The organism is Sphingobacterium spiritivorum ATCC 33861, assembly GCF_000143765.1.
Classification (GTDB): domain Bacteria; phylum Bacteroidota; class Bacteroidia; order Sphingobacteriales; family Sphingobacteriaceae; genus Sphingobacterium; species Sphingobacterium spiritivorum.
The window spans coordinates 75,935-96,340 of record NZ_GL379772.1 but is presented as its reverse complement, the minus strand read 5'-3'; the positions used below and the strand labels follow the sequence as shown (position 1 = coordinate 96,340).

Below are 20,406 nucleotides of genomic sequence, written 5' to 3'. Positions count from 1 at the left end.
CCCGAAACAGATAAGTAGATAAAAGATATACGTTGCTTATTGCTCTATTGCATCTTTAAGCAATTGCAGACGTACCCATGAGGGACATTTTTCTACATCTTTTTCCCACATATCTACGCATATAAAGCTAATTCTTAAAAATTCAGGAACGTTTGTCACCACCATGTGTGGTGCTATTCGGATTTCGGTAGGCAGTTCCCGGCTTGAAAAATACTGTTTTAATTCAGCTGCATCCATAGCCGCAAATATAGCCAAATAACCAATAGATATGCGTCAATTAATGTTCAATCTGCAGATTATATTTATCCAGTAATCCGGCTATTCCCGAAACTGAAAACCTCGCCTTTTTAAGTTTATTATTTTCAGGGTCGATCGAATAATTACAGGCCGACCGGAAATCTGCCTTTTCCAGATTAGTGTGGTAAAAATTGGCTCTGAGAAGATCACAATTCTCAAAAACTGCCTGAGAAAGATCACTCTCCGAAAAATCTATTTCCTGAAGAGAACATTCCTTAAAAACTATTTTCTTTAGAGAGAGCCCATAGAAAGAGGAATGATGCAGCTGACAGCGAGTGAATGAAAAAGCAAGTCCGAAATCCAGACAATTTTCATAGCGTATGCCAATCATTTTGCTGTCTTCAAAGATGATATCGCGCAATGCAGTTTTTTCCAGACGAACCAGGCTCAGATTACAATGCTTAAAACTACAGTCTATAAACTTGAATCCCGAAAGATCCTGTTCTGCAAAATTGCAGTTGATAAATGTACAATTATCATATTCTCCCTTTGCCAGAGCAAGAGAAGTATAGTCCATTCTTTCAAAAGTTTCATCCTGTGTATACTGTTCACTCATGAGATAGATTTGTATTAGCTTGATTTGTTAAATAGTTCTTTTTTCAATATCATATTCAGCGAATTCAGCATTTGCCCATTAGAGGATTCTATAATTTTATTGTTTTCAGGGCGGAATGAAAAACCGTTCTTTTGATAGCAGTGTATAGCAGCATCATTCCAGTCAAATACATTGAGTTCCACTTCTTCGGCCTGCAGATCGTGAAATGCATACCTGCACAAGGCCTGAATCAATGCGGACCCAAAGCCTTTTCCTCTGTCCCCTGGAGTTCCTATTAATACCCTGCAGATTTTGTAATGATTATGTTCGCTCTTATACAATTCTGCATGACCAATATATCGGTTTTCAGACAGTGTAAAGACAGCAAAAGCAAGTCTGTCAGGATCACTTAAATAGAAATCTAATTGTTGACAGGTAAGTGGAAATGAAAAAATAAAGCCGGCAAATTGTACCAGTAATTCTTCATCTGGCACCATTCGGATCAATTGCTCAAAGTTAGATTGTTGGAAAGGAACCAGCCGGATCATTTGCTTTAGTATTAAGTGCTAAAGATACAAATCCTTTTACAGCAGCCCAACAAGCTGTAAGTTTTTCAGTGAAGAAAATAGTTCCGTGGAGAAGTTTGACGTATTTTGAAGATTACATCAAAAAAGAAGATGCTAAAATAAACCCAAAATCAGGTAATGTCTACCCGTTATCAGATTGATTTTAACATCTTCAAGCATGCTGCTTTAGAAGCTCTATTAATTTAAATGCTGTTTATCATTATTTTCAACATCCCTTTGTGCAAGCAGTGAAGATTCACTGTTAAGAATATTGCTTTTATTCGCATAATTCTGATTATCGGCATAGATGTAAAGAAGAGTTCCCTCTTTAATCGTATTGATAATCTCTGCATTGAGTTCACGCGGAAGTGCAGGACATCCATAGCTACGACCCAGACGTCCGGTAGAGGCAATGACCGCTTCGCTACAATAATCCGCTCCGTGCATCACTACAGCTCTTTCCTTTGCATGGTCATTTATTCCTTCTTCCAGACCATTCAATACCAGCGAATAGCCGTTACCACCCTGATAGGTCTTTTCTGTAACATAAAAACCCAGGGAACTCTGGTACGAATTGTTGCGGTTAGAGAAAGAAGTCGCAAATTTTTCGCCGCTGTTGCGGCCGTGCGACACCAGACTGTGGTAAAGTACTTTTCTGTTTTTCAGGTCGAGTACGTACAGCCTTTTTTCCGTTGAAGGAAGTGTAAAATCAATAATCGTCATGGTGTCCCTGTTGTCCGTTGACAATATGCTGCGCCCGCGCATAGCTTGCTCAAAAGCCTCTAATTTGAGAATAGGCTCCAGATGCATGCTGGCGTACAGTTGTTGAACAGGAGATACTTTTTTAATTGGTTTTACAACGGTTTTTTTTTCAATATGCTTACCTGTATAAACAGATGCTGATGACGAGGTAAACAATACTAATGAGAAAATATACAAAAATCTAATCATAACACAAAATCACAATTTTCCACTACAAAGGTAGTAATAATATGATTTTCAAAATGTTAAATAACGTTAATCTATTACAATTACCAGTGCATTCATGGGTTTAGCCCAGTTATAGATGAATTTTGCATGTGAAGAAGCATTACGGACACACATATGCGACCGGGGAACAGTTCCCAGCGAAGAGCTGTACTCAATAATAGCTGTAGCCGGTTTGTTGACTGGTATTCCATGTATATACGCTCCGTTGGTAAAGCGGCTTGCATAAGGTGCAAAGCCGTCAATGGTAGTTGTTCCGTCTTTGTAATAAAACATTTTGGACTTGTGTTCCTGTATCATAAACAAGCCTACCGGAGTCTCCTGTGCATGAGGTGGTTTGTGCCTGCCGGAAGTGGCAGGATTCATACTCCGTATAGTCCAGTCCTTGCCGGAACCTTCTAATGTACATATATTCTGATTGCGCACATCTACTACTACCACATGATTGAAAGTCGTGGAATCACTTATAGCTTTGACATACCTTTTGGGAACATCCCAGGTGCCGTCAAATGAAATACCCTCTATTTTGACCATATCCAGTGTGTCACTGCTCAGTAACCTGACTAATGATCCGTCTCTTCCGTATCGGATCGGTTTGTCCGTTTCTCCGACAACATATAAAGGGGCTGATTGATAACGTTCCACACCCAGTGAATCGGATACGCGGGTATAAGCATTCCGCTCAAAGTGTTTGACAACAGGAGCTTCCCTGTTTTTGTTTTTATAGTTCTGAAGGATAGCATATTGTCCGGTTTTCTTTTGAAAATTAACGACATAAGCCAGCCGTTCTTTTATCTTATCCCATTGAAAATTGCGCGTAGTATCTTTATAAGGATAAGTATCTTCCAGACTATGTTTGTCATAAAGAAAATCTTTTTTCAGATTGATATCTGAAGCTTCGACGGGCTTTTGCCGCTCAGCCTCCTTTTGCATTTTTGCAACCTGCTCCAGCGAATCCTTTTTGTTGTTTTCCTGTGTTTGCTCAGGACTCTTTTTAGAGGTACATGAAGATAATAAGAGGATAATGTAAAAAGTTAAGTAAACCTGTTTTGTTTGTTTCATAATTTAGATAGCCGTTGCTAAGTCATCCTGATGTGCCTGTGTTTTAATCAATATACCGCCACTTTTGTTATATCAAAGCAAAATCAAATAATCGTAGTACATCAGGTATGTATTTGTAATAGCTCAGTTATACAAAAAGTGTGCTAAAGTGTCCTGATCAGCCTTACGATGTCCGGATTGTCGTATATTTGCATCATTTTTCAGAAAAGAAGTTACTGAGAACATAATAAAAGGCAGTATTAAGAGAATAGGCGATATGGATATATTGAAAGATCGGATTTTGAAAGACGGGCAAAGTTTTGCGGGAGGTATTCTGAAGGTAGATAGTTTTATAAATCATCAGATGGATCCTGTATTAATGAAATCGATCGCAGTAGAATTTGTAAGGCGTTTTGGTCACCTTCCGGTAAACAAGATTATCACCATTGAAGCAAGCGGGATCGCGCCGGCTATTATGCTGGGTTATCTGCTGGAACTTCCTGTGGTATTTGTGAAAAAGGCAATGCCCAAAACAATGCAAAATATGCTTGTATCCTCAGTTTATTCCTTTACTAAAGACAAGACATATGATATCTGTGTAAGCCGTGACTTTTTGGGGCCTGCAGACCGGGTGGTATTTATTGACGATTTTCTGGCTAACGGTAATGCCGCTTTAGGGATTTGCGATCTGGTAAAAGAAGCCGGAGCAACACTGTTGGGGATGGGATTTATCATTGAAAAATCTTTTCAGATGGGCGGAGAATTGTTACGTGCAATGCCGGATATACAGGTAGAGTCACTGGCAAAAATTAAAAAACTGGGAGACGGACACATCATTTTCGGATAGGAAATTAAGCGTATACTTTTTGATATAAAGAAGTATAAGGTAAAATAAACAGCCCGGACAGTATGCATACTGTCCGGGCTTTCCGTTTATGATATATTATTTGTACCTGTTATACTTGGTCGGACAAATAAATCTTTGGGTATATAACGGGAGGTTTATTCTGAATATTATGCGTTAAATACAATTTAACATAGTTTTTTGAACATGATATTGATTTTCAGAAGAATAAAAAGAATAGCTTATTTTTTTCTGTTAGCCACATGTTAAATTGCTGTTAATATTGGTTTTTTTAGCTCTTATTAAGCCTTTTAAGGTTGTATGCAGGACCCGTTTTTTGATTTTATTTATTATGTTTGAAAGAGACGCCTTAAAATGTGAAAATATTCTTGTAACATAGATTTCACAAACGTAAACAAATGCGAATGTAACTGTCAGTGGGCGAGCAGGTATTAAAAGTGAATTATACACAGATGAAAGATAACACCATATTCAAAATAAGTTCAAGAATTAAAGAAATCCGTAAAGGAAAGGGCATTACAATACAGGATCTGGCAGACAGGGCAGGCGTGAGTAAGGGATTGATTTCTCAGGTGGAGAATAACCGTACTGTTCCTTCATTACTGGTTTTGATCAATATTATCGGTGCACTTGAAATTGACCTTACAGAATTTTTCAAGGGATTTACATCTGATGGAGATTTAGGACCAGTCATTGTCCGCCGGAAAGAACAGTATGAATCCTTTGAAAAAGAACATGCACTGGGATTTATGTACAAAAGGATTTTCACAACTTCAATCGTCAATTCGACAATGGATATTGTATTGCTGGAGTTAGAGCCGGATGCAAACCGTCCTATGGTCACTACAGAGGCATTTGAATACAAGTATATTCTGGCAGGAGAGGTTGAATATATCTTTGAAAATGAGGTTGTACATCTCAAAGAAGGAGATTCTATACTCTTTGACGGAAGACTTTCTCATTCTCCACGTAATTCAGGCACACAAAAAGCAAGCATGTTGATCGTGTATTTTTTTGAACAGGATAAAGCCTGATCTTTAAGTGGCCATTAAGACAGCTATTCATTACAAAATCAGTATCGTTACTGACCGTAATCTCTTTCAATAATTATTCTGGCTAATCAAAAAAACTATATCCCATTGTTTTACTTCACTCGCTGCTCTCATCCTTCCGGATACAATTATTTTTGGAAAAACATTGATTTAACATTAGCTTAGCATTACAATTATAACTTTGTGCTGTGGATGATACAATAATTCACAGTTAAAAGAATACTTAAATTTGGGATGGAAAGTCATGAATACGTGGTCTGATAAAGAATTGTTTGATGTAATTAAAAACAACAATACGCAAGCCTTTTCGATTTTGTTTGACAGGTACTCGGATATTCTTTTTCGTTTTATTTTGAAAAGAACACATTCCGTTACGGATACTGAAGATATTTTGCAGGAAGTATTTCTATCGTTATGGAACAAACGTACAAAAATAGAAGTAGGAGATTCGATCTATCCTTATCTGTTCAAAGCTGCACGTTACGAAGTAATAGACTGGATGGTCAAAAGTGAAAAACGGGTAAAGCATTTTGAACAATTGCAGGTCAAAGCAGAAAAAGATATAATTTGTCTGCACAATACGGAGGATAAACTAATGGCCCAGGAACTTGCCAAATTACTGGAAGATGAAGTACAGAAAATGCCTTTCACCATGCGCTCCATATTTAACCTCAGCAGAGGAGAAGATATGTGTATAAAAGATATTGCCTCCCAATTATCAATCTCTGAGCAAACCGTCAAAAACAATATTTCCATGGCGATGTCACGACTCAGAATACTTGTCAAATAATATTTTAATTTTTTTTTATTTTTCTTCGGTACTTTTCTCTGTTTAGTCAGGTTATAAGGTTGTATGAATGAAGACAACCTGAATAAGCAGGCTAAAAAATTATTACAGAAATATCTGAATGGTCAATGTACTCCTGAGGAGGAGCAACAGGTAATAGAATGGTTTTATTCTTTTGGGGATGAACTGCCTTCTGCGGAGGAGGATAGTACAGATAGCCTCAAAAGGTCAAAGACGGTAATCCTTGATCAGATACAGCGGGAAGAAGATACACTAACATCTTCGGGATTCTTTACATGGAAGCGTATGCTTGTTGCTGCGGTTATACTAGTCGTCATGGGAGGATTATTGGGGATATATCTGAAAAGTAATAATACAACTCAAACTGTTGATCTGGCAGCTGTAATTCCGGATTCCAGCGGACAATATAAAAATGATATTATGCCCGGTTCTTCTTATGCTGTTATTACTTACCCAAATGGCAAACGTAAAACAACAGTAGATTCAGGGACTGATCAAAACCTGTCTTCTTCTGCAGAAAAGGGATTACTGACAATAGAGGTTCCGAAAGCAGGCAAATATAAGCTGACTTTGAATGATGGAACAAATGTATGGCTTAATTCTTCCTCGGTACTGTCGTATCCGACAGTATTTGATTCGGATCAGCGTATAGTAAAATTATCCGGGGAAGCCTATTTTGATGTTGCAAAGGATACGGACAGACCCTTCCGGATAGAGCTTAACGGATCCGTAATTGAAGTACTCGGAACCAGTTTTAATGTCAATGCGTATACAGATGAGATCAGTACCTCACTTGTAGAAGGAAAGGTGAAGATCATTACCGGTCAAAAGGAGACTTTCTTATCTCCCGGAAATGAAGCACTTATAAAAGGTAATGATGTAGCTGTAGCACCTGCAGATATTCAGAAAAATACAGCATGGCAGCGTGATGAATTTTATTTTGACAGTGATAATTTGTCAGAAATTATTAAGGAGGTGGCCAGATGGTACGATGTTGAAATCGTAAATGCCGGATCTTTGACCGTAAATACAACATACAAAGGCGCTATCAGCAGAGAGGCAAAGTTGTCTGAAGTATTGAATATACTCTCATCGGCAACACAACGCAGATTTGAAATAGACGGACGTAAAGTTATCGTAAAATAGTGAATGATATTAATGTTAACCCAAACCACAAAAATATGAACCAAACCTGACGTATCTGACTTAGTGCCTGGACAATAAAAAAAGGAGGTGTTGGAGCACCCCCTGTATTGAAAAAGGCAAATTTTTAATTGAAATGTGAATTCTATTGATTTATTAACCTTTAACAATTCAAAGTTATGAATTTTTTTTCTCCATTAATAGAACAAGTTGACTGGAGAGGTCGATCAAATCCGCTTGTTTTTAAAGTCCTACTAACTATGAAGTTAATTTGTATTCTGGTCCTGCTGTGTACGCTGGGAGCCAGAGCATCAGGATATGCGCAGGAAGTGAGTCTTTCTATGAAAAACGCAAAAATCGAAAATGTACTTCAGGAGATATCCAAACAAACGAAGTTGCGTTTTTTTTATGATGAAAAATTATTGGAGCGTGCGGGGCGCGTCGATGTATTTGCTTCCGAATCGGATGTAAGGGTTGTACTGAATCGTGCACTTAAAAATCGGAATTTAGCTATCGAGATTCTCGGAGGCACTATTGTCATCAAAGAAAGAAAAAAAACAGATAATGAAGTATCCGGAGTTGTCAGTGATTCGACCGGTGTCATGCGCGGAGTCACGGTATCTGTATTGGGAGTCGCCGGTCTTTCAACCAAAACGGATGCCAATGGCAGGTACTCTATCCGGGTTCCTGAAAAAGGTGTACTCTTATTTCGTTTTATAGGATACAAAGATCAGCAGGTAGTCGTAGCCGGCAAAAGTGAGATCAATGTGCGTATGGAAGCTGAGGAATCCCATCTGGAAGAAGTCATCGTAGTAGGATACGGTACACAGAAAAGAGTGAATCTTTCCGGAGCCGTTGATCAGATTGGAGAAAAATTCTTAGATAGCCGCCCGATTACAAATGTCGGAACAGCTTTACAGGGAGCGATGGCCAATCTGAATATTACGCCTACAAGTGGTAGAGCCAACAGTTCTCCGGAGATCAATGTGAGGGGGTATACTTCGCTTTCGGGAGGAGGGCCGCTGATTGTGATCGATGGGGTGCCAACTACCAATGACGAACTCAACCGGATGAATCCTATGGATATCGCAAGTGTAACGGTACTTAAAGATGCCGCATCTGCAGCAATTTATGGTAGCCGGGCAGCATTCGGGGTTGTATTGGTTACGACCAAAGCCGGAACAAGTACTGATATTAAAATTGCTGCAAATTCTATTTTTGCCGCAAAAGCAATTACCCGCTCCGTAGAGATTGAAGATGACCCGTACGAAGTCATGAAGTACCGGAATATAATGTCTGCGCCCTGGTATAATCTGTATGATGAGAAAATGCTGGAATATGGGAAACAGCTCAGTGAAAATCCTTCTTTGCCCCGTGTTATCACAGATCCGCAGAATCCAAATGCCTATATTTACCTGGGGTCTACAGACTGGTTTAAGGAAGTTTATAAAAGCGCACAACCCTCTTATACCAATAACATCAGTATATCACAGAAAAATGAGCGTTCGTCCTATTATATCTCCGGTGAATATTTCAGGCAGAATGGTATGCTCAGGATAAGTCCTGACACCTATGACCGTTATAACTTCAGAGCCAAGGGAGATTATAAAATAACGGACTGGTTTACATTATCGAATAATACCACCTATACAAATGATAAGTATGATCAACCCTCTGCAATAGATCAGGGGTATCTGTACTGGCACAACGTAAACCGCCAGCCTTCTTTGGATATGGTCTACAATCCTGACGGAACGTATACTCAGGCAGGAGTCAATATGATAGGTGCTGTTGCTGAAGGAGGGAGAAGTATCAAGCGGATAAATGACTTTCAGAGCAGTTTTGGTGCAAAGATAGATTTTATCAAAGGTATCTGGAGTCTGAATGGAGATGCTACATTCCGGAGAGTATCCGGTAAAAGTCATTTCTTTCAGTTACCACTGCAGTTTAGTACAGGCCCGGGAATTCTCAATCGTCAGAATTTTAACAGCTTTGCTTCCAATGGTAGCGATGAGACGCGCTATAATGTATATAACATTTATTCACAATACCAGCAGACCATTAAAGACCATTATTTTTCGGTCATGCTTGGTTTTAATCAGGAAGAGCGGATCTATGAATCATTTTCTGCAGGACGAGATCAGTTAATTTCCAATTCACTTCCAACTATTGGTTTGGCAACAGGCGAAATTCCTACTGTGGGGGCTTATGATTATGCCTGGGCAGTGAGAGGAGCATTCGCAAGGTTAAACTATTCTTATAAAGATAAGTATATTCTGGAGTCCAATCTGCGCTATGACGGGTCATCCAGATTTCCTAAAAAAGATCGCTTTGCATTTAATCCGTCTGTTTCAGGAGCATGGGTCGTTTCTCAGGAGAAATTCTTTGAACCCCTTAAAAAAACGGTTGATAATTTCAAGTTAAGGGCTTCATACGGATCATTGGCTAATCAGGATCTGAAGGATAATTATTATCCGTATATCGCTAATATGCCAAAGGGAACGGGTGTAATTCTGGATGGCAAACGTCCTCCTGTTGTGAGTAGTCCTGGCTTAGTATCTTCGACACTTACCTGGGAGACAATTACTCAATCCAATTTTGGAGTAGATGTCAGCCTGTTTAACAATCAGTTTTTCGGATCCTTTGATATGTATCGCCGGTATACAAAAGACATGCTGACAGCAGGTCGCGTTTTACCTATTGTACTTGGAGTAGACGTGCCTGTTGAGAATGCTGCAGATCTGATGACTAAAGGCTGGGAGCTGACGCTGGGTTTTAATAAAGAATTTATGGCCGGACATAAGCCTCTTTCTTTTTCAGCACGATTTAATCTGGCTGACAGCAGAGCATTTATCGAAAAATACAACAATCCGAAGAATAATCTGAATGACTACTATGTAGGACAGGAAATAGGCGAAATGTGGGGCTTGACCACTTTAGGGTTTTTCCAGTCTAAGGAAGAAATCGCCGCCCATGCTAATCAGTATGATGTAACTTCTTATCCAGGCACCCGCGGCCTCGAACCCGGCGATCTGAAATTTGCCGATATCAACGGAGATGGTAAAGTAAACCGCGGAGACTGGACGCTTGCTAACCCGGGCGATTATAAAATCATTGGTAATTCCAGACAACGATATACCTATGGTCTGGATTTGAGTTCGGCCTGGAACGGAATTGATTTGCGTGTGTTCCTTCAAGGCGTCGGTAAAAGAAACTATTATCCGTCAGGTGGAGATCATTACTTCTGGGGTATCTATGCACAACCCTGGGCCAGTCTGACTAAATTTAATCTGGATCACTGGACTCCGGAAAATCCTAATGCTTACCTGCCAAGACCAAAATCTTATGTTGCAGAGCAAAGTGGAATCGAACTGGCGGCAACGCAGACCAGGTATATACAGAATGCAGGATATCTCCGCATTAAAAACGTGACTGTAGGCTACACATTACCCAAATATCTGACAGATAAATGGGGAGTAGAGCGTATACGCATATTCGGAAGTGGTGAAAACCTGTTTGAATTTACCAAACTGATGGATTATCTGGATCCGGAAATCGTAGGAGACAGAACGGCTTATCCATTTCAGCGAACTTATTCTTTAGGCCTAAACTTTATTTTCTAAAAAAGGAACACGATCATGCAAAATATAATAAGAAAGATAATAGCAGGAGGGACTTTGCTGGGAATGCTGTCTCTGATAATAGGCTGTAATGATGAATTTATGGACAGGTATCCGACTACATCTATTACACCGGAAGTGTTTTTTACAAGTATTACAGATTTAAAGACATATACGGACGGTTTTTACGGATATCTGGATGCGCCTATTGCGGATTTAGGTACAGACAATCTGGCACATCACAATTCAGGAAGTACTATTGATGAAATAATGAGGGGAGGAGTTACGCCTCAGAATGCATCCGTATGGAGTTGGACCCGACTTCGGAATATCAACTTTTTTCTTGAAAATTATGGACGTGTCAAGAATGCTAAAGCAGAAGATGTTAATCATTATGTAGGAGTAGCCAAATTTTTCAGAGCACGGTTTTACATTGATAAGGTCAATACGTATAATGATGTACCCTGGTATGGAAATACTATGGGTACCGGCGATACCGAACTGCTCCATAAAAAGCAGGATAGCAGGGCACTGGTTGTAGATTCTATTATGGCCGATCTGGAGTTTGCAGCAGCAAATATCAAACCTGATGGACATAAATCAACTGTGACCAGATGGGGAGCACTGGCTCAGTTGGCACAGTTTGCTTTACAGGAAGGAACCTACCGGAAGTATCATACCTATCTGGGTCTGAAGGATAGCTATAAGAAATTTCTGGAGAGAGCAGTGTCAGCATCAGAAAAGATAATAAATGAAGGAGGGTTTCAGATCAGTAAAACAGGTGGAGTAAACCGTGCATACCGCGATCTGTTTATCAGTCAGAATTTGCAGGCTAATCCGGAGACAATTCTGTTTATCGATTACGATAAAGATCTGGGACGCCGGCGTAATGCACACACGGTGCTGGACTACGAATGGGCTTTAAGTCAGACACTCATGGAAAGCTATCTGATGAAGGACGGAAGCCGCTTTACTGATCAGGCAGGTTATAAAACAAAAAACATTGATGAAATATTTGTAAACAGAGATCCGCGTTTGGAACAAACATTTATGAAACCCGGATTTCAGGCTGTAAATGCAACTGCTCCTCATCGTCTGAAGCCGACATTAGGCGGGTACAATCAAATAAAATTCTATCCTGAAGTAGCAGATATGATAAGCTGGGAAGCTGCATATACAGATGCATTTGTATTCAGATATGCCGAAATCCTGTTGATTTTTGCTGAAGCCAAGGCTGAATTAGGTATTTTAAATAATCAGGCTGATTTGGATAAGTCTGTCAATCAGCTCCGCGCCCGTGTAGGTATGCCGAATATGATCCTTAGTCAGGTGAGTGCTTCTATAGATCCCAAACAGCAGGCTTATTACAGCAACGTAAATGAGGGTGATGTAGGTCTGATATTAGAGATTCGTAGGGAAAGACGCGTAGAGCTGGCATGTGAAGGTCAGCGATACAGAGATGTATTCAGATGGGAAGTAGGCGAGCGACTTGCAGATCAGCAACAGGGAATGTATGTAAAAGCATTGGGACCAATGGATGTGACCGGAGATGGTAAAGTGGATATTGCAATACTGGAATCAGCCAGCAGTACAGGACCTATAAGTCATCTTACTGAGGCTGAATTAAAGAATATTACCTTATACTATCTCAAGGATGCTAATGGTAATAATACCACCATATATCTGGAGAACGGAAACACTGGACATATCATGTTTACGATAGGAAGAGATAAAAAGAAAGAGTTTATTAAACCTAAATATTATTACTATCCGGTGGCGAATAGCCAGCTGGTGTTACAGGGAAGTAATCTGGTACAGACGTTGGGCTGGTAAGTGTTCACATAGATACAGGGAGTGATCCCGGATGAGTTTTGAATCATTTCCTGTATCTTTTAATACTATTTTAATTTTCTACAGCAAGGGTGTGATGACCTGTTTAGTTAATGCATATCCATAACAGTACTGTTATAGATATGCATTTTTTATATATGCGTGTTTAATTTTAGTGAACATTTGGATTTTTGTTGTGACTTGTAGATTTCTTTATCCTGTTTTTAAGCCTGTAAACACATTTTTGTGGATTCTAATTGTTTACAAATACTTAACAAAAGTTTAGTTTTTAAGTAATATTTGAATTTTACTTTTGAAATGCCGCCAAACGCTTTTTAAAGAAACGTTGGCTGTATAGATCTAAAACAAATATTAATAAAAACAAAGAATGGCAATTAAACTCGTTGTATTCGATATGGCCGGGACTACGGTCAGAGACAATAATTATGTAGGAAAATCATTTACAGAGGCTATGCGCAAGCAGGGCTATAATGTACGTGTAGAAGATGTAAACCCGATCATGGGGTATAAGAAACCTGTAGCCATACGTATGATGCTGGAAAAATATGAGCAGGATGCAACTAAAATTACAGACACATTAATTGATACTATTCACGAAGATTTTGTAGCGCTGATGCTAGACTTTTATCGAACATCACCTGATATCCAACCTTTGCCGGGTGTTGAAGAAACATTTGAACAACTACGCTCTTCCGGTATTCGTATAGGACTGGATACGGGCTTTTCAAAAGATATAGCACAGGTTATTATAGACAGACTGGATTGGAATGACAAAATAGATATCATGGTAGCCAGCGATGAGGTAGAAGCCGGACGTCCCTATCCTTATATGATCTATAGAATGATGAACAAATTTGGGATTCATTCTGCAGAAGAAGTGGCCAAAGTAGGAGATACCGAAGTCGATATAAATGAAGGGTTTCAGGCAGGTTGTAAATATGTAGTAGGGGTCACTACAGGATCCTTTTCGCGAAGTGAGCTGGAGCCGTACGGTCCTACACATATCATCGATCGTATCTCGGATATCTTACCTATTATCCGGTAATAGTTATGAAACTGCTCACGCTCTTCCGCACCAAGGCAGCAAGCTGGAATTATATAGCAGTATCCGTTTTTGCAGCTCTGGCAGCTTTTAGCTGCTACACCAGTATGTATGCTTTCCGGAAATCTTTTGCAGCCGCCACATTTCACGAAGCTGAATTTCTTGGACTGGACTACAAAGTCTGGCTCGTTGTTGTACAGATGTTGGGCTATATGTGTAGTAAGTTTTATGGTATCAGGTTTATTTCCGAATCAAAAGGTAAGAACAGAGCAAAGTATCTTCTGACTTTGATCGGTATCTCCTGGTTGGGACTTTTAGGGTTTGCACTTATACCTGCACCGTACAATATACTCTGTCTGGCCATAAATGGTTTTCCGTTAGGAATGATCTGGGGGTTAGTTTTTAGCTATCTGGAAGGACGTAAAAGTACAGAGTTTATGGGGGCTGTCATGTCTGTCAGTCTGATCTTTGCTTCAGGATTTGTCAAGACTGTAGGACGGACATTGATGGATTTATTTTCGATCAATGAGTTCTGGATGCCATTCTGTACAGGGTTGGTGTTTTTGTTACCTTTTCTGATCAGTGTATTTTGTCTGGAAATGATTCCTGAACCTACAGCTGAAGATGAGCGGTTGAGAACCAGAAGAGAGCCTATGAATGCACAACAACGGAGAAAATTTCTTATGGTGTTTCTCCCGGGTATCATTATCACCATTGTAATCTATGTGATGCTGACGGCTTTACGGGATATACGGGATAATTTTGAAGTTGAAATCTGGAAGATGATCCATGTTCAGGACAATCATATCTATGCTAAAGTCGATGGATTGATTTCTCTGGCTGTGCTGATATTAATCAGTCTGCTGATATTGGTAAGAGATAACCTCAAAGCTTTTCAACTGATCCATCTGCTGATTGTATGCGGGTTTGTGATTGCCGGATTGTCAACATATCTTTTTGACAGACAATATATAGGTGGTGTAGCCTGGATGAGTGCAGTAGGTCTGGGATTATATATGGCATATATCCCGTATAACGCTATTTTCTTTGAGCGTATGATTGCCAATTTTCATGTTAAAGGGAATATCGGATTTATAATGTACCTGGCCGATTCTATAGGGTATCTCGGCAGTCTGTCTATCCTTGTCATCAAAGAATTCAGTCCTGTCGAAATTAGCTGGGCTATGTATTTTAGTCAGCTGGTATATGTGATGGCCATTATCGGCGCCTGTTGTACCGTAGCTTCATGGATGTATTTCGTCAATAAAACAAAATCAAAAAAGAATATATTTATACAAACTCAGGATTTAAACGTGAATGAACACTTTAACCGAAGTGTCGTGTCTACTAAATTTTAATAAACAAAAGAATAATGGAACAGCAATCTTATGATTTAATTGTTATTGGTGGGGGAGTCTTAGGTACTTTTCATGCTTATCATGCCTTGAAACTTGGAAAAAAAGTCCTCCAATTGGAAAAAGACAATTTTCCGGTAGGCTCCACCGTACGCAATTTTGGTCAGGTAGTTCCTTCCGGAATGTCTGGTAAATGGTTTCAGAACGGAGTGAGAGGATTGGATATTTATCAGGAAATTCAGCAGGAATTCGATCTTTCTGTACGCTGTAACGGCAGTGTATATATTGCTTCTGATGAAGATGAGCAGACCCTGTTGCATGAACTCAAAAATTATTACGATACTCTGGGGTATACGCAGCAATTGTTAAGTAAGCAAGAGATAGCAGATAAGTATCCCGCTATCAAAGATTCGTATGCAAGAGAAGCATTGTTTTTTGCACAGGAAGTGAGTGTAGAACCGTTGGTAATGATCCGTAGATTACAGGAGTACCTCCAGGTTAAATTCAAAAATTATACATTGCGATTTGATGCACCCGTCATTGATTGTGCGGTGAAGGGCGCAACTGCGGAAGTCGTGTTAACGAATGGTGATAAATTGCAGGCAGAGAAAGTGATTCTATGCTGCGGATATGAATTTAAGCTCCTCTTTAAAGAATTATTTGAGAGCAGCGGGCAGATCATCAGTAAATTACAGATGATGCGTACCAAACCCTTAAAAGATATTGGCCTTAACGGAAATATTCTGACAGGTCTCACGATAAGAAGATATGAGAGTTTCACAGATAATTGTCCGTCTTTTGGTAGAATAGCTACACCTTCACATTATGACGAACTAAAGAAGTATGGAATACATATACTCTTTAAGATGGCTCCTGATGGAAGTATTATTATTGGCGATTCACATGAGTATGCCAACGGTTCCAGGTTTGATGATCTGGGATTCTCTTTAGATTCCTATATTAACGAGTTGATGTTAAAAGAGGCAGAGCGCATAGTGGATTTTGATGTCAGACAACTGGCTACCAGCTGGGCAGGTTTTTACGCTCAGCATGCAGATGGTATTCTTGAGTACAATATTGATGAACGTATCCATATACGCACATGTATAGGAGGTAAGGGGATGACAGCGAGCGCAGGATATGCTGAGGCAAGTATTGCTGGTATTTATCATATTTAATACCGCATCATCAGGCAAATATTGTATATCGTAAAATGCAGAACCTGAGTTCTGCATTTTGAGTTTACAGGAAATTCCGTTTCTGTTCAATTTTGTAGCTGGATAGCTACAACTTTTTGATTTACTGCACTCTTCAGCTATTTTAATTCCCCTAATCCTGGCAGGTAAGGTATATTTGTTATTCGTTTTAACAACATTTTGTTAAGCAATAATCTGAAAGAATGATAATGTAATCATTTGACGGAATATCGACCTGATGGAAATATTAACTTCTAAATTTAGACTGCAGAATTCTACTCTTTGCCGCGCTGTGTATCATTACGCTGGTGTGGAGAGTATTGTCTCTTATACAGACAGACCGTTTCTAAAGTGTAAGTTTAAATTCCGGATTTTTAGTCTGCTTATACGTACTCAATTCCTGATATGGGCATCATGATTTATATTGTGTATACCATACTGATGGCGTTGTGCCTGCTTTCCTTGCATCTCATCTACTCGTTGAGGGAACGCAGAGCATTTGATTGGGTAGGAGCAGGCTTTCTCATGGTGACAGGAATCCATGTGATACACAATTCTCTGTTCAGAAGTACATATGTGGATCATGTACTTATGTTTAAAATAGCCCCTTTTGAATTTTTGTACGGACCACTGTTATATCTGTTGTGCATCATTTCGGATACAAAAAAAATATCTTACTGGCACCTTTTTCATTTTGTTCCGTTTGGATTGGCTTGTCTGTGTTATTTTTTCATTTTGTTTTCAGCTCAAAAAACGTTTCTGAATATATTTTACGATCTCCATGATTATATTGTAGCCTTTTCATGGCTTATTTATTCGATTGCAATATGGATTCATATGGCACTGCATCAGGACAGCAGGCAATATCGCTCAAAAGGTTTGTACTGGATCGCTACTGCAGGAGGATTGTCTGCATTGACAGTGTTGGTAATTGATGTATTTGATGCAGATGACAAATCTAAGATGTTGCTTACAAATCTGTCTAATCTCTTGATGTTTGTTCCTGTTCTTATTACGGTAAGTTTTTTGTATCTGTATTATTTCAAATTGCTTTTCCTGAAAACTTCTGTTAAAGATAAAAAGCCTGCAGACGAGGAATATCTGAGTTACAAAAGTTCATCCCTTAACACTGCACAGATGGAGGCCTATGCAATGAAGATCACAAAATATCTGCGTACGGAAAAGTATCTTGATATTACATTTAGTCTGGAAATACTATCCAGACATACCCATATTCCGAAGCATCACCTTTCACAGGTTTTTACCCGATATTTTAAATGTAATTTCACCAAACACATTAATATGCTTCGAATCGATTATGCATGCCGGATTCTTGAGCAACAAGATTTTGCAGAAAATGTGGATAATCTGGTTGAAAAATGCGGTTTCAAGTCAAAAGCTTCATTTTACAGAAACTTTAATCTGCTGAGAGGGTGCACACCTTTGGAATATCGTCAATCCAGAATCGTCTGTCAGCCTGGTTCGGAATCAAGCCATAGTTATATAGGAAAATTGGACTAAAAACACATAGCTAATTCCAATCTGTGTCCTTATTTTTGTCCATCAGGTTTTGAACTGAAAAATCAATAAAATTATATACATATGAAAATACAAGGTTTAGTATTACTGGCAGTAGTAGCTATTGTCGTAATTGTAGGGTTAATGTTTGGTTTACCCAAATATTCTGTATGGCAACAGGAAATGGCCGGTAAGGCACGGCTTGCAGAAGCCACACAATCTCGTCAGATCCTGATAGAACAAGCAAGAGCTGAAAAGGAAGCTGCTGTTTTACAGGCTGAAGCAATCAAAATCATGGGGGAAGCTGCTCAGAAATACCCTGAATATCGTAAGCAGGAATTTATAGGAGCATTTGGAGAAGCTTTGAAAGCCGGAACTATCAGTCAAATTATTTATGTGCCTACAGAAGCCAATATTCCATTACTGGAAGCGGGCAAACGTAGTAATGTAACAGAATAATTTCATGTGATAAATAATTTTGGCACGCATATTGAATAATATCTAACTCATAATTTAGGTTAATAATTGGTTAAAAAGCCCTGCATCTCCCCGGTGACAGGGCTTTTTGTAATTATAAGCATTTTATATATTGAAGCTCGGCAATTGTTTGTGATTTAGTAAGTTGTAGAGCTCAGCAATATTCTTGACTCCCAGTTTTTTAAATAACCTGATTTTATAGGTGCTAACAGCAGTTTTACTTAAATTCAGTACTTTTGCAATATCTTTTATACTTGACCCCTTTAAGAGTAAAAACGAAACCTCCATCTCTCGGGGAGATAGTATAATGCTGATAGTCTGGGTTTCATTATTTGGCTCTTTTAATATAAACTGCTGACTTGTCTTTTCTTTCCTAAAGTGTTTGGAACCTGATAATACTGTCTGTATCACATTTCGAATATACTCTATCGATTGATCCTTGCATACATATGCAAATGTCTTTTTCATAAAGCTGGCGGAAGCTAGGAATTTATTGTCCTGTTTACTGAGGATAATGATCTTCAGATCTTTCTGAACACTGAGAATCTGATCTACAATCGCCACCCAGTTCCCGTTGGGTAATTCAATTTCCATAATAAGAAGATCATATTTAACGACGAGAAGCATAGATTGCAATTCCTCAAAATTGCTTGCAATATAAATATCAATATCCGTTAAGAATTGTTCTAACAATGTAGAGACACCTAATCTTGCGACCGGATGACTATCTGCAATTAATATATTCCTCGTTGACATTCTTTTAACAATTTTAATCGGTTCCTGTAATTCTTAATATTAAAAAATAAAATCGTTAACGATTAGAATATTCCGGTCAATTAAATTCCCTTAGCATAACTATATTTTGTAATGACTGTCAGTTCTGAAAAGCATCAGTACATTATTGCTAGTTATAGCAAAATAAGAGAAGAGAACAACTTATAGAATTGTTAATCCCTAATGTTTTTATTGTCTAAAATCAAGAATATGTTTCTCAGTTAGTGTGTGTGAGATACTTCTGCAACGTTACAGAATTTATTGAATAAAAGCAAGAATTGTTAGGTATAGAATTTTAGAACTTTTTATAGAATTTTTGATTTTAGTAAGATCGACTATTTTGATAATCTAAATTTGCAGATTGTACTCTCTTTGCGAAAAGATGTTTATCAATGGAATTTTATTTTTATATCCTCACAAAGGATTCTCCTTAGATATGCTTTTATCTCGGCAAAGTATCAAATAATATTAATAGAGCAGTAAAATCAATGCTGCAATAGTTTTATGTAAATGTTGTCTGATATGACGCAGTGCTATTGTAATCTGATTCTCCACTGTCCTTTGAGAAATTTGTAATCTTGAAGCGATTTCTTCATTCTTCAGATTTTCAAAACGGCTCATAATAAATATCTCCTGACATCGCTTTGGAAGTTTTGATAATATATTACGCAATGTACTATCCAGTTCTTCTGATTCCAGTTTATCAATTGCTGTATTTGAATTTGTGGCATTACTGACTACAGACAGGTCATCAGTAAACTGCAACAGAGATTTCTGTTTGGCTCTTAGATATTTGTATACATGATAACGGGCTGCGGCATGCAGATAGGCCGGGAATGCTGTAATTTGCAACTGATGACGTTTGTTCCAGATATTAAAAAAAATATCATGTGTTATTTCTTCACTTTGTTCTTTGTCTTTAAGATAGCTAAAAGCTGTCCGAAATAATAATGACCAGTATTTATCAAAAAGCATGGCAAAAGATGACTGGCAATCCTGAGTCTGGGTCGCTAACCATAATTCCTGATCAGTTTTAGTCGTGCTATTGATCATTGGCTTTTTGTTTAATTGCATATTTGCAGATTAAAGATGTAAAAGTTTAAATCATTACAATTAATATTATAAAGATACCGTAAAATACAGAATTAAGAGTATGAGCAAAAATAAATTAAATATTTATGTGTGTGTGACCCTAAAAATGTCTCTACATAAATAATAAGACACAATTTGTATATGTTTTATTAAGAAGCATAAAATATTTAAATATATAATAAAGATC

General features: G+C 38.4%; 18 protein-coding genes. 11 read left to right on the top strand and 7 right to left on the bottom strand.

Annotated features, from left to right (window positions below; all coding sequences use genetic code 11):
- Nucleotides 1-36: 36 nt before the first annotated feature.
- The 5 genes from HMPREF0766_RS14895 to HMPREF0766_RS14875 all read right to left on the bottom strand — a co-directional run bounded on the left by HMPREF0766_RS14895 (nt 37) and on the right by HMPREF0766_RS14875 (nt 3,447).
- Nucleotides 37-255 (bottom strand): DUF6965 family protein, encoded by a 219-nt coding sequence (locus HMPREF0766_RS14895; RefSeq protein ID WP_002998855.1) that lies wholly within the window; start codon nt 253-255, stop codon nt 37-39.
- A gap of 22 nt (nt 256-277) precedes the next feature.
- Complete coding sequence (locus tag HMPREF0766_RS14890; RefSeq protein WP_002998852.1) at nt 278-853, bottom strand: pentapeptide repeat-containing protein; 576 nt, start codon at nt 851-853, stop codon at nt 278-280.
- 14 nt (nt 854-867) lie between these two features.
- Nucleotides 868-1,380, bottom strand: coding sequence for a GNAT family N-acetyltransferase (locus HMPREF0766_RS14885; RefSeq protein ID WP_002998849.1), 513 nt, complete (start codon nt 1,378-1,380; stop codon nt 868-870).
- Nucleotides 1,381-1,596: 216 nt separating this feature from the next.
- Complete coding sequence (locus HMPREF0766_RS14880) at nt 1,597-2,349, bottom strand: murein L,D-transpeptidase catalytic domain family protein (RefSeq protein WP_002998846.1); 753 nt, start codon at nt 2,347-2,349, stop codon at nt 1,597-1,599.
- Between the two features lie 66 nt (nt 2,350-2,415).
- Nucleotides 2,416-3,447, bottom strand: a complete 1,032-nt coding sequence (locus HMPREF0766_RS14875; RefSeq protein WP_002998843.1) for a L,D-transpeptidase — start codon at nt 3,445-3,447, stop codon at nt 2,416-2,418.
- Nucleotides 3,448-3,703: 256 nt separating this feature from the next.
- Between HMPREF0766_RS14875 and xpt the strand changes: the two genes are divergently transcribed.
- The 11 genes from xpt to HMPREF0766_RS14820 all read left to right on the top strand — a co-directional run bounded on the left by xpt (nt 3,704) and on the right by HMPREF0766_RS14820 (nt 18,335).
- Nucleotides 3,704-4,273 (top strand): xanthine phosphoribosyltransferase, encoded by a 570-nt coding sequence (gene xpt / locus HMPREF0766_RS14870; protein WP_002998839.1) that lies wholly within the window; start codon nt 3,704-3,706, stop codon nt 4,271-4,273.
- A 470-nt stretch (nt 4,274-4,743) separates the two neighbouring features.
- A complete protein-coding gene (locus tag HMPREF0766_RS14865; protein WP_037460597.1) occupies nt 4,744-5,325 on the top strand; it encodes a helix-turn-helix domain-containing protein in 582 nt (193 codons plus the stop codon).
- Nucleotides 5,326-5,587: 262 nt separating this feature from the next.
- Entirely contained in the window at nt 5,588-6,133 is a 546-nt protein-coding gene (locus HMPREF0766_RS14860; RefSeq protein ID WP_002998834.1) for an RNA polymerase sigma factor, read from the top strand.
- Nucleotides 6,134-6,196: 63 nt separating this feature from the next.
- Nucleotides 6,197-7,297, top strand: coding sequence for a FecR family protein (locus tag HMPREF0766_RS14855; RefSeq protein ID WP_002998831.1), 1,101 nt, complete (start codon nt 6,197-6,199; stop codon nt 7,295-7,297).
- A 257-nt stretch (nt 7,298-7,554) separates the two neighbouring features.
- Nucleotides 7,555-10,917, top strand: a complete 3,363-nt coding sequence (locus tag HMPREF0766_RS14850) for a SusC/RagA family TonB-linked outer membrane protein (protein WP_236590444.1) — start codon at nt 7,555-7,557, stop codon at nt 10,915-10,917.
- A gap of 15 nt (nt 10,918-10,932) precedes the next feature.
- Entirely contained in the window at nt 10,933-12,747 is a 1,815-nt protein-coding gene (locus HMPREF0766_RS14845) for a RagB/SusD family nutrient uptake outer membrane protein (RefSeq protein ID WP_002998825.1), read from the top strand.
- A gap of 385 nt (nt 12,748-13,132) precedes the next feature.
- Nucleotides 13,133-13,810 carry an HAD hydrolase-like protein gene (locus HMPREF0766_RS14840; RefSeq protein ID WP_002998822.1) on the top strand — a complete coding sequence of 226 codons (678 nt, stop codon included), beginning with the start codon at nt 13,133-13,135 and terminating at the stop codon, nt 13,808-13,810.
- A 5-nt stretch (nt 13,811-13,815) separates the two neighbouring features.
- On the top strand, nt 13,816-15,165 hold the full coding sequence (locus HMPREF0766_RS14835) for a DUF5690 family protein (protein ID WP_002998820.1): 1,350 nt from the start codon (nt 13,816-13,818) through the stop codon (nt 15,163-15,165).
- Nucleotides 15,166-15,179: 14 nt separating this feature from the next.
- Nucleotides 15,180-16,340 carry a TIGR03364 family FAD-dependent oxidoreductase gene (locus tag HMPREF0766_RS14830; RefSeq protein WP_002998815.1) on the top strand — a complete coding sequence of 387 codons (1,161 nt, stop codon included), beginning with the start codon at nt 15,180-15,182 and terminating at the stop codon, nt 16,338-16,340.
- Between the two features lie 432 nt (nt 16,341-16,772).
- Nucleotides 16,773-17,879 carry an AraC family transcriptional regulator gene (locus HMPREF0766_RS14825; protein ID WP_236590445.1) on the top strand — a complete coding sequence of 369 codons (1,107 nt, stop codon included), beginning with the start codon at nt 16,773-16,775 and terminating at the stop codon, nt 17,877-17,879.
- 81 nt (nt 17,880-17,960) lie between these two features.
- A complete protein-coding gene (locus tag HMPREF0766_RS14820; protein ID WP_002998810.1) occupies nt 17,961-18,335 on the top strand; it encodes an SPFH domain-containing protein in 375 nt (124 codons plus the stop codon).
- 123 nt (nt 18,336-18,458) lie between these two features.
- Here the strand turns inward: HMPREF0766_RS14820 and HMPREF0766_RS14815 are convergent, their stop codons facing one another.
- On the bottom strand, nt 18,459-19,109 hold the full coding sequence (locus HMPREF0766_RS14815; protein ID WP_002998806.1) for a response regulator transcription factor: 651 nt from the start codon (nt 19,107-19,109) through the stop codon (nt 18,459-18,461).
- Between the two features lie 486 nt (nt 19,110-19,595).
- Nucleotides 19,596-20,201 carry an RNA polymerase sigma-70 factor gene (locus HMPREF0766_RS14810; protein ID WP_002998804.1) on the bottom strand — a complete coding sequence of 202 codons (606 nt, stop codon included), beginning with the start codon at nt 20,199-20,201 and terminating at the stop codon, nt 19,596-19,598.
- Between the last annotated feature and the right edge of the window lie 205 nt (nt 20,202-20,406).

Bases quoted from the DNA above. Each gene is read 5' to 3' on its own strand.
- HMPREF0766_RS14890 (WP_002998852.1), bottom strand. From the start codon at position 853: ATGAGTGAACAGTATACACAGGATGAAACTTTTGAAAGAATGGACTAT.
- HMPREF0766_RS14885 (WP_002998849.1), bottom strand. From the start codon at position 1,380: ATGATCCGGCTGGTTCCTTTCCAACAATCTAACTTTGAGCAATTGATC.
- HMPREF0766_RS14880 (WP_002998846.1), bottom strand. From the start codon at position 2,349: ATGATTAGATTTTTGTATATTTTCTCATTAGTATTGTTTACCTCGTCA.
- HMPREF0766_RS14875 (WP_002998843.1), bottom strand. From the start codon at position 3,447: ATGAAACAAACAAAACAGGTTTACTTAACTTTTTACATTATCCTCTTA.
- xpt (WP_002998839.1), top strand. From the start codon at position 3,704: ATGGATATATTGAAAGATCGGATTTTGAAAGACGGGCAAAGTTTTGCG.
- HMPREF0766_RS14865 (WP_037460597.1), top strand. From the start codon at position 4,744: ATGAAAGATAACACCATATTCAAAATAAGTTCAAGAATTAAAGAAATC.
- HMPREF0766_RS14860 (WP_002998834.1), top strand. From the start codon at position 5,588: ATGAATACGTGGTCTGATAAAGAATTGTTTGATGTAATTAAAAACAAC.
- HMPREF0766_RS14855 (WP_002998831.1), top strand. From the start codon at position 6,197: ATGAATGAAGACAACCTGAATAAGCAGGCTAAAAAATTATTACAGAAA.
- HMPREF0766_RS14850 (WP_236590444.1), top strand. From the start codon at position 7,555: ATGAAGTTAATTTGTATTCTGGTCCTGCTGTGTACGCTGGGAGCCAGA.
- HMPREF0766_RS14845 (WP_002998825.1), top strand. From the start codon at position 10,933: ATGCAAAATATAATAAGAAAGATAATAGCAGGAGGGACTTTGCTGGGA.
- HMPREF0766_RS14840 (WP_002998822.1), top strand. From the start codon at position 13,133: ATGGCAATTAAACTCGTTGTATTCGATATGGCCGGGACTACGGTCAGA.
- HMPREF0766_RS14835 (WP_002998820.1), top strand. From the start codon at position 13,816: ATGAAACTGCTCACGCTCTTCCGCACCAAGGCAGCAAGCTGGAATTAT.
- HMPREF0766_RS14830 (WP_002998815.1), top strand. From the start codon at position 15,180: ATGGAACAGCAATCTTATGATTTAATTGTTATTGGTGGGGGAGTCTTA.
- HMPREF0766_RS14825 (WP_236590445.1), top strand. From the start codon at position 16,773: ATGATTTATATTGTGTATACCATACTGATGGCGTTGTGCCTGCTTTCC.
- HMPREF0766_RS14820 (WP_002998810.1), top strand. From the start codon at position 17,961: ATGAAAATACAAGGTTTAGTATTACTGGCAGTAGTAGCTATTGTCGTA.
- HMPREF0766_RS14815 (WP_002998806.1), bottom strand. From the start codon at position 19,109: ATGTCAACGAGGAATATATTAATTGCAGATAGTCATCCGGTCGCAAGA.
- HMPREF0766_RS14810 (WP_002998804.1), bottom strand. From the start codon at position 20,201: ATGCAATTAAACAAAAAGCCAATGATCAATAGCACGACTAAAACTGAT.